The organism is Pseudomonas sp. GW823-FHT06B06 (assembly GCF_058795195.1).
Window position 1 is genome coordinate 299,936 of the sequence record NZ_JBXAHO010000003.1, and the last position, 8,005, is coordinate 307,940.

Here is an 8,005-nt window from a genome sequence, read left to right on the forward strand (position 1 = left end):
CTCGCGAAAGCGGTTTGTCAGTCAACGATAATGTTGATTGTGCTGGCCTCTTCGCGAGCAGGCTCGCTCCCACAGGGGTATTGCACTAGCTGTCTTCTTCTATATCCAGCAGCAAATTTTCCAAGGCCTCGCGATACGAACCCGGTTCTTTCCACATCCCCCGCTGTTGCGCTTCGAGCAAACGCTCGGTCATGTCGCGCAAGGCATGGGGGTTATGCTCGCGTACGAAATCCCGAGTGCCCGGGTCAAGTAGATAGGCATCGGCCAGCAACGCGTACTGGTGATCGTCGATCAACCGCGTGGTGGCGTCGAAGGCGAACAGATTGTCCACCGTCGCGGCCATTTCGAATGCGCCTTTGTAGCCGTGCCGCTTGACCCCGTCGATCCACTTTGGATTGGCCGCCCGGGAGCGGATCACCCGGTTCAGTTCTTCCTTCAGGGTGCGGATCTTCGGCAGGTCCGGCTGGCTGTGATCGCCGTGATAACTGGCCGCCGCCTCGCCACTCAGGCTTTCCACGGCAGCCAGCATGCCACCCTGGAATTGGTAGTAATCATTGGAATCGAGCAGGTCGTGCTCGCGGTTATCCTGGTTTTGCAGCACCGCCTGTACCTGGCTCAGGCGCTGGGAAAACTGCTCACGGGCCACCGTACCTTCATCAGACCCGCCGTACGCGTAGCCACCCCAATTCAGGTAAACCTCGGCCAGGTCCTCGCGGCTTTGCCACAGGCGACCATCGATGGCGCCCTGCACGCCTGCGCCATACGCACCAGGCTTGGCACCGAAAATGCGCCAGCCGGCCTGCCGCCGTGCCGCGTCTTCATCCAGTCCCGATTGCAACAGCGCTTCACGCTCGGCGCGCACCTTGGCTGCCAGCGGATTCAAGTCATCCGGCTCATCGAGCGCGGCGACCGCTTGCACGGCCGCATCGAACAGGCGGATCAGGTTGGCGAAGGCATCGCGGAAGAAACCCGATACACGCAAGGTCACGTCCACCCGCGGACGATCAAGCAGGCTCAGCGGCAGAATTTCAAAGTCGTCCACCCGTTGACTGCCGGTGGCCCAAACCGGTCGCACGCCCATCAACGCCATGGCCTGGGCGATATCGTCGCCGCCGGTGCGCATGGTCGCAGTGCCCCAGACCGACAGGCCGAGCTGACGCAAATGATCACCATGGTCTTGCAGGTGACGTTCGAGAATCAGGTTGGCGGACTGGAAACCGATGCGCCACGCGGTGGTGGTGGGCAGGTTGCGTACGTCCACCGAATAGAAGTTGCGCCCGGTGGGCAGCACGTCCAGGCGACCGCGACTCGGCGCGCCACTGGGGCCTGCCGGGACGAACCGGCCGCCGAGGGCGTCGAGTAGGCCACGCATTTCTGCGGGGCCACAGGCATCCAGCCTGGGTGCTACCACTTCGCCCAAATGCTCGAGGATAGCGTTCACTTCAGTCCAGCAAGCCTCCTTTGGGAGGTTCTCACAGGGGGCATTCAACACCTGTGAAATAAGCTGTGCGGCGAACAGTTCGAGGCGTTCGCGGGTATCGCCCGTGGTGCGCCAGGGTTCACCGCTGACCGACAATAATTCGCCGGGACGCGGTCCGCTCCACGGCTCGGCCAGCGCGCAATCCAGTGGGTCGAAGCCCAGCGCGAACGCCTTGGCCAAGGCCCGCAGCACACTCGATTGCGCGCCACGGCCATCGCCCCGGGGAATGCGCAGCAGCGCCAGCAACGTATCGATGCGCAGCCTTCCGGCCGGTGACTCGCCAAAAACATGCAAGCCATCGCGGATCTGCGACTCTTTCAAGTCGCACAGGTAAGTGTCCAGGCGCGGCAGCCAGATCGCCGCATCGGCATCGCTATCGAGCTGATCGTCCAGTTGCAGCTCGCGGTCGATGTGGGTGTCCCGGACCAATTGCAGGATGTCGCGCTGCAGTTCCCGCGCTCGCCGTGGATCGAGCAATTGCGCTTCGTAGTATTCGTCGGCCAGCAACTCGAGATTACGCAGCGGGCCGTAGGTCTCGGCGCGGGTCAGTGGCGGCATCAGGTGGTCGATGATCACCGCTTGCGTGCGGCGCTTGGCCTGGGCGCCTTCACCCGGGTCGTTGACGATGAACGGATAGATGTTCGGCAACGGCCCGAGCAGCGCATCCGGCCAGCAGTGCTCCGACAACCCTACGCCCTTGCCCGGCAGCCATTCCAGGTTGCCGTGCTTGCCCACATGGATCACGCCGTGGGCGCCGTAGGTATTGCGCAACCAGAAATAGAACGCCAGGTAGCCATGGGGCGGCACCAGGTCCGGGTCGTGATACACCGCACTTGGATCGACCTGGTAACCCCGCGCCGGTTGGATGCCAACGAAGGTCAGGCCAAAGCGCAACCCGGCGATCATCATCCGCCCGCCACGACACATCGGATCACTGTCGGGCTCGCCCCAGCGCTCCAGCACGGCCTGGCGATTGACTTGCGGCAACGCGTTGAACATCAGCAGGTAATCGTCCATGGCCAGGCTTTGCTGGCACGGGCGTTGATCGAGGGTTTCGAGGTCGTTGCTGACACCGCCCAACAATTGCTGGATCAACGCGGTGCCGCTGGCAGGCAGATCGGCTGGCAGCGGATAGCCTTCTTTATGCAGCGCACGCAGGATATTCAAAGCCGCAGCCGGTGTATCGAGCCCGACGCCGTTGCCTATCCGACCATCACGGGTCGGGTAATTTGCCAGAATCAGCGCTATGCGTTTTTCGCCATTGGGCAACCGCGCCAGATCGATCCAGCGCCGCGCCAGTTGCGCGACAAAGTCCATGCGTTCTGGCTGAGCGCGATAGCAGACCACGTCGGACTGACTGCGCTCGCTGCGCCAGGCCAGGTCCTTGAAGCTGATCGGCCGACTGATGATGCGCCCGTCCATTTCCGGCAGCGCAATGTGCATCGCCAGATCGCGGGGGCCGAGGCCTTGTTCGCTGGCTCGCCAACCCGGTTCATTGTCTTGGGCGCAAATGGCCTGGATCACCGGGATATTGCGGCGAAATGGCCGCAAGTGCGGTGCCTCCGGACTGGATTGGGCGAAACCGGTGGTATTGAGAATCACCCCCGCCTCGACTTCATCCAGCCAGTCCTCGACCACGGCAAGGCAGCCAGGCTCTTTCAGGCTGGCCAGCGCAATTGGCAACGGATTAAGCCCCGCCGCCTGCAAGCGCTGACAGAAAACATCAATGAAAGCGGTATTCGCGGCTTGCAAATGCGAGCGATAGAACAGCACCGCCGCCAGTGGCTGACCGCTCTGCCACTGGGCCCGCCAGTCGTTCAGCGCCGCAGGGCTTTTTTGTGGGTGGTAAATCGCCGTACGCGGCAAGGTGTGCGGCTCGGCCCAGACGTAGTCGCGATCGAGCCAACGATTGGCCAGGCAACGGAAAAAGTCGAGGGCATTGCCCATGCCACCCTGACGCAGGAATTGCCACAGCCGGTCGCGATCTCCGGCACCCACGGTACTCAGATCACTGAGCTCCGGGTCCGGTCGATCATCGCCCGGCACCAGGATCAGCTGTACACCCCGCTGCGACAACTCCACCAACCGCTCGACGCCATAGCGCCAATAGGCAATGCCGCCGTGCAGCGAAATCAGGATGACCTTGGCGTGGCGCAGGACTTCGTCGACATACAGATCAACTGATGCATGGTTCTGCACCTGCATCGGGTTGGCCAGGCGCACGCTTGGGTAGTCGTCGGGCAACTGCTGCGCCGCTTCGGCAAGCAACGCCAGGCTGGAGTCGCCGCTGCACAGGATAACCAGCTCGGCGGGGGTTTGCCCTAGGTCGGCAATGTTGTCATCCGACACGAATCCGCCGGGCTGGGTCCTGAGCAGGTGCATGGGTTACACGCTGAGCGCGGCGCGCAATTGCGCTTCGAGCGTTGTGGCGTCCAGCGCCTGGCCAATCAACACCAGACGGGTGGTGCGTGCTTCTTCAGCGCTCCACTGGCGGTCGAAATGCTTGTCGAATCGGGTGCCCACGCCCTGGATCAGCAGGCGCATCGGTTTGTTCGGGACCGCGGCGAAACCTTTGACGCGCAGGATGCCGTGCTGCACCACCAGTTGGGTCAGCGCATCCATCAGCAGGCTTTCGTCGGATGCCGGCAGTTCGATGGAGATCGAATCGAAGGCATCGTGGTCGTGATCGTCTTCGCCTTCATGGTGGTGATCGTGATGGCTGTGACGGCTGTCGATGTGTTCTTCGGACCCGGCACCGAGGCCGATCAGCACGTCCAGCGGCAGGCGCCCGCTACTGGCTTCGATGACTTTCACCGCTGGCGGCAGTTCCTCGGCGACTTCCAGGCGTACGCGTGCCAGGTCTTCAGGGCTGATCAGGTCGGCCTTGTTGAGGATCACCAGGTCGGCGCTGGCCAACTGGTCGGCGAACAGCTCGTGCAAAGGCGATTCGTGATCCAGGTTCGGGTCGAGTTTGCGCATGGCGTCGACTTGATCCGGGAACGCGGCGAACGTGCCAGCCGCGACGGCCGGGCTATCGACCACGGTGATCACCGCGTCTACGGTGCAGGCACTGCGAATTTCCGGCCACTGGAAGGCCTGGACCAAAGGTTTTGGCAGGGCCAGGCCGGACGTTTCGATCAGGATGTGGTCTAGGTCGCCACGACGGGCCACCAGTTCGCGCATCACCGGGAAGAACTCTTCCTGTACGGTGCAGCACAGGCAGCCGTTGGCCAGTTCGTAGACACGGCCGTTGGCCTCTTCTTCGGTGCAACCGATAGAGCACTGCTTGAGGATTTCGCCGTCAATGCCCAGCTCGCCGAACTCGTTGACGATCACCGCGATGCGGCGGCCTTGGGCGTTGTCGAGCATGTGCCGCAGCAAGGTGGTTTTGCCCGAGCCGAGGAAGCCGGTGACGATGGTGACGGGGAGTTTGGCCAGTGTTTTCATCGGATGCCCTTTGGCAAGGTGGCGGGCATACGGGACGAGAACCGGCAACGCACACGCGCGCAGGAAGCGTTCGCCACCGGATCACCCCGCCCGGTTGTAGTGAGAATCTGTATCGAGGCAGGTCTCCTGGCTGACGGCTGGCCAGTCGTTGGACTGGCGGTTGCTGCGCCTTCCCGCGCGCGCCATGGCTGGCGCATGCAGTGGCATGGCAGAAACTGAACCGTTCACAGTTGCGGGGGCAGCCGCGGCATTGACCGCGTTCCCTTCTTAGCTTCGACAAACGCCGAAGAACCTCGAAAGCGCAAGGCTACGCATGGTATCGGGGCGGGTCAATGTTCACATGATTCCTGCGGTGCGCCCTTCGCGAGCAAGCCCGCTCCCACACTTGAGGGTCTGCCCTGAAGGAACTCGGTCAAATGTGGGAGCGGGCTTGCTCGAAGGGAACAACTCGATGTTCAAGTGAGAACCCTTGCCAATTGACGCCCGCCCCCCGCCCATGCTCTCCTACGCATCTTGTTACGGGTGCCCTTCACAGGGTGAAACGGGAAACCGGTGAATCATGTGCTTTACTTCAGGCCATGTCAGTCCGGTGCTGCCCCCGCAACGGTAAGCGAGTGAAGCGTCAGATCCACTGTGCCAATGCGGCATGGGAAGGTGACGCTGGAAGGTTCAGGCTAACGCCTGCGCCCCTCGTGAGCCCGGAGACCGGCCCGCAACACAAAGTGACCATCACCATCACTTCAATCAACAAACCCGCGGTGGGCGGGCGCTGTTCGGACTTCTGCGCGCTCGGTCGTGCGGAGTTCTGCTTGCGCTCTTATTCCCCGCTGACCGAACAGAGGGAAGCGCCATGTCGATTATCAGCAGCACCGGCCACAGCAATGCCGCCAGCAGCACCACTACCCTGTCCCAACGCCTGACCGCGGCGATTTTTGCGTCAATCCTCGGCGCCAGCCTGGTGTATTTCGCCGGTTTCTCGCACATCGAAGCAGTGCACAACGCCGCACACGATACGCGCCACAGTTCCGCGTTCCCGTGCCATTGAGACCTGTCGACATGATCAAGCGTATTGCGCAAACCGCAGGTTTCACCGGGTTGCTGGCCGCCCTGCTGCTGACCCTGCTGCAAAGCTTGTGGGTTTCACCGCTGATTTTGCAGGCCGAAACCTACGAACAATCAGGACCAGCAGCGGTTGAAGTTCATGAACACGCCGCTGGTGTAGCCGCACATACCCACGATGCCGAAGCCTGGGAACCGGAAGACGGCTGGCAGCGCGTGCTGTCGACCACTGGCGGTAACCTGGTAGTGGCGGTTGGTTTCGCCCTGATGCTCGCTGGTCTCTACACCCTGCGCGCGCCGACCAAAACCTCCCAGGGCCTGCTCTGGGGCTTGGCTGGCTACGCGACATTTGTGCTGGCGCCGACGCTTGGCCTGCCACCTGAGTTGCCGGGCACCGCGGCTGCCGATCTGGCGCAACGCCAACTCTGGTGGATCGGCACCGCCGCCTCCACCGCTGTCGGTATCGCCCTGATCGTGTTCAGCCGTCACTGGCTGATGAAAGTCCTTGGCGTGGCGATCCTTGCGGTGCCTCATGTGATTGGCGCTCCGCAACCGCAAGTGCACTCGATGCTCGCTCCAGAGGCACTGGAAACTCAGTTCAAGATCGCTTCGCAGCTGACCAACATGGCGTTCTGGCTGGCCCTGGGCCTGATCAGTGCCTGGTTGTTCCGCCGCAAAAGCGATGGTCAATACCCCGCATGACAGGCCTCAGCGCAGCGCCGACCCTGGTGGTCGGCCTGGGCTGCCAGCGTGGCTGCCCCGTCAGCACGTTGCGGGCACTGCTTGACCAGGCACTGCAGGCGCACCAGATCGAACTGCATCGGATCAAGGCCCTGGCCAGCATCGACTTGAAGCGCGACGAACCGGCGCTGAACGAACTGGCCGAACAGCTTGGGTTACAGATGATGTATTTCAGCAGTGAACAACTGGCGAGCTATCAACCCCGACTGAGCCATCATTCGGACATCGCCTTTGAACGCACCGGGTGCTATGGCGTAGCGGAAAGTGCCGCCCTGGCACTGGCCGAGCAACTGGCCAACGGCCCGGCTACATTGCTGATCCCACGCCAAAAATATGCCCAGGCTACCCTCGCATTGGCTGGCGCCGCGTAAAATCCCCGATAATCTGCGCATTCGATCATGAGCATTCTTCATCTGAAGCCTTGCCCAGCGTCCCTTTTCAACAGGAATTCTTAATGACGGTCTACTTCATTGGCGCAGGTCCCGGCGATCCCGAACTGATCACCGTCAAAGGCCAGCGGTTGATTCGCAGTTGCCCGGTGATCATCTATGCCGGCTCGCTGGTGCCCGCCGCCGTGTTGGAAGGGCACTGCGCCGAACAGGTGGTCAACAGCGCCGAACTGCACCTGGAACAGATCATTCAACTGATCAAGACGGCCCATGCCAACGGCCAGGACGTGGCGCGCGTGCATTCCGGTGACCCGAGCCTGTATGGCGCAATAGGCGAGCAGATACGCCACCTGCGAGAACTCGGCATCCCTTTTGAAATAGTCCCCGGCGTGACCGCCACGGCCGCCTGCGCTGCGCTTCTGGGCGCGGAACTGACCTTGCCGGACGTTTCGCAGAGCGTGATCCTGACACGCTACGCCGACAAGACCGGGATGCCCGCGGGCGAGGAACTGGGCAGCCTGGCGCAACACGGGGCGACCATGGCGATTCATTTGGGGGTCAAACACCTGCAGAAAATCCTGGCCGAACTGCGGCCGCATTACGGCGCAGACTGCCCAATTGCGGTGATTCACCGGGCGACCTGGCCGGATCAGGACTGGGTGGTGGGGACGCTTGAGGACATTGCCGACAAGGTGGAAGCCAAGGGGTTTCGGCGCACGGCGCTGATTCTTGTGGGTCGGGTGCTGGGCAGTGAGCAGTTCAGCGAGTCGTCGCTGTATCGTGCGGGGCATGCGCATCTCTACAGGCCATGATGATCGTTCCCACGCTCTGCGTGGGAATGCAGCCCGGGACGCTCTGCGTCCCCTCTAAAGCCGAACGCGGAGCGTCC

The 8,005-nt window shown here is 62.3% G+C and carries 6 protein-coding genes and 2 riboswitches; of the genes, 4 read left to right on the forward strand and 2 right to left on the reverse strand.

Annotation, left to right across the window (positions count from 1 at the left end):
* Positions 1–85: 85 nt before the first annotated feature.
* Together cobN and cobW are read right to left on the reverse strand one after the other, a co-directional pair.
* Entirely contained in the window at positions 86–3,862 is a 3,777-nt protein-coding gene (gene cobN / locus AC1Q8Q_RS04365; protein ID WP_168758266.1) for a cobaltochelatase subunit CobN, read from the reverse strand.
* 3 nt (positions 3,863–3,865) lie between these two features.
* Entirely contained in the window at positions 3,866–4,927 is a 1,062-nt protein-coding gene (gene cobW, locus AC1Q8Q_RS04370; protein WP_020795439.1) for a cobalamin biosynthesis protein CobW, read from the reverse strand.
* Positions 4,928–5,026: 99 nt separating this feature from the next.
* Positions 5,027–5,238: riboswitch (cobalamin riboswitch) on the reverse strand.
* Between the two features lie 192 nt (positions 5,239–5,430).
* A riboswitch (cobalamin riboswitch) is annotated at positions 5,431–5,655 on the forward strand.
* Between the two features lie 122 nt (positions 5,656–5,777).
* Between cobW and AC1Q8Q_RS04375 the strand changes: the two genes are divergently transcribed.
* From AC1Q8Q_RS04375 to cobM, 4 genes are all read left to right on the forward strand, one after another.
* Complete coding sequence (locus tag AC1Q8Q_RS04375) at positions 5,778–5,972, forward strand: CbtB domain-containing protein (protein ID WP_020795440.1); 195 nt, start codon at positions 5,778–5,780, stop codon at positions 5,970–5,972.
* A gap of 11 nt (positions 5,973–5,983) precedes the next feature.
* Positions 5,984–6,688 (forward strand): CbtA family protein, encoded by a 705-nt coding sequence (locus AC1Q8Q_RS04380; protein ID WP_020795441.1) that lies wholly within the window; start codon positions 5,984–5,986, stop codon positions 6,686–6,688.
* Positions 6,685–7,098 carry a cobalamin biosynthesis protein gene (locus tag AC1Q8Q_RS04385; RefSeq protein WP_020795442.1) on the forward strand — a complete coding sequence of 138 codons (414 nt, stop codon included), beginning with the start codon at positions 6,685–6,687 and terminating at the stop codon, positions 7,096–7,098. The genes AC1Q8Q_RS04380 and AC1Q8Q_RS04385 overlap by 4 nt, the downstream gene beginning before the upstream one ends.
* 83 nt (positions 7,099–7,181) lie before the next feature.
* Positions 7,182–7,928 carry a precorrin-4 C(11)-methyltransferase gene (cobM, locus tag AC1Q8Q_RS04390; RefSeq protein WP_492614849.1) on the forward strand — a complete coding sequence of 249 codons (747 nt, stop codon included), beginning with the start codon at positions 7,182–7,184 and terminating at the stop codon, positions 7,926–7,928.
* Positions 7,929–8,005 lie beyond the last annotated feature (77 nt).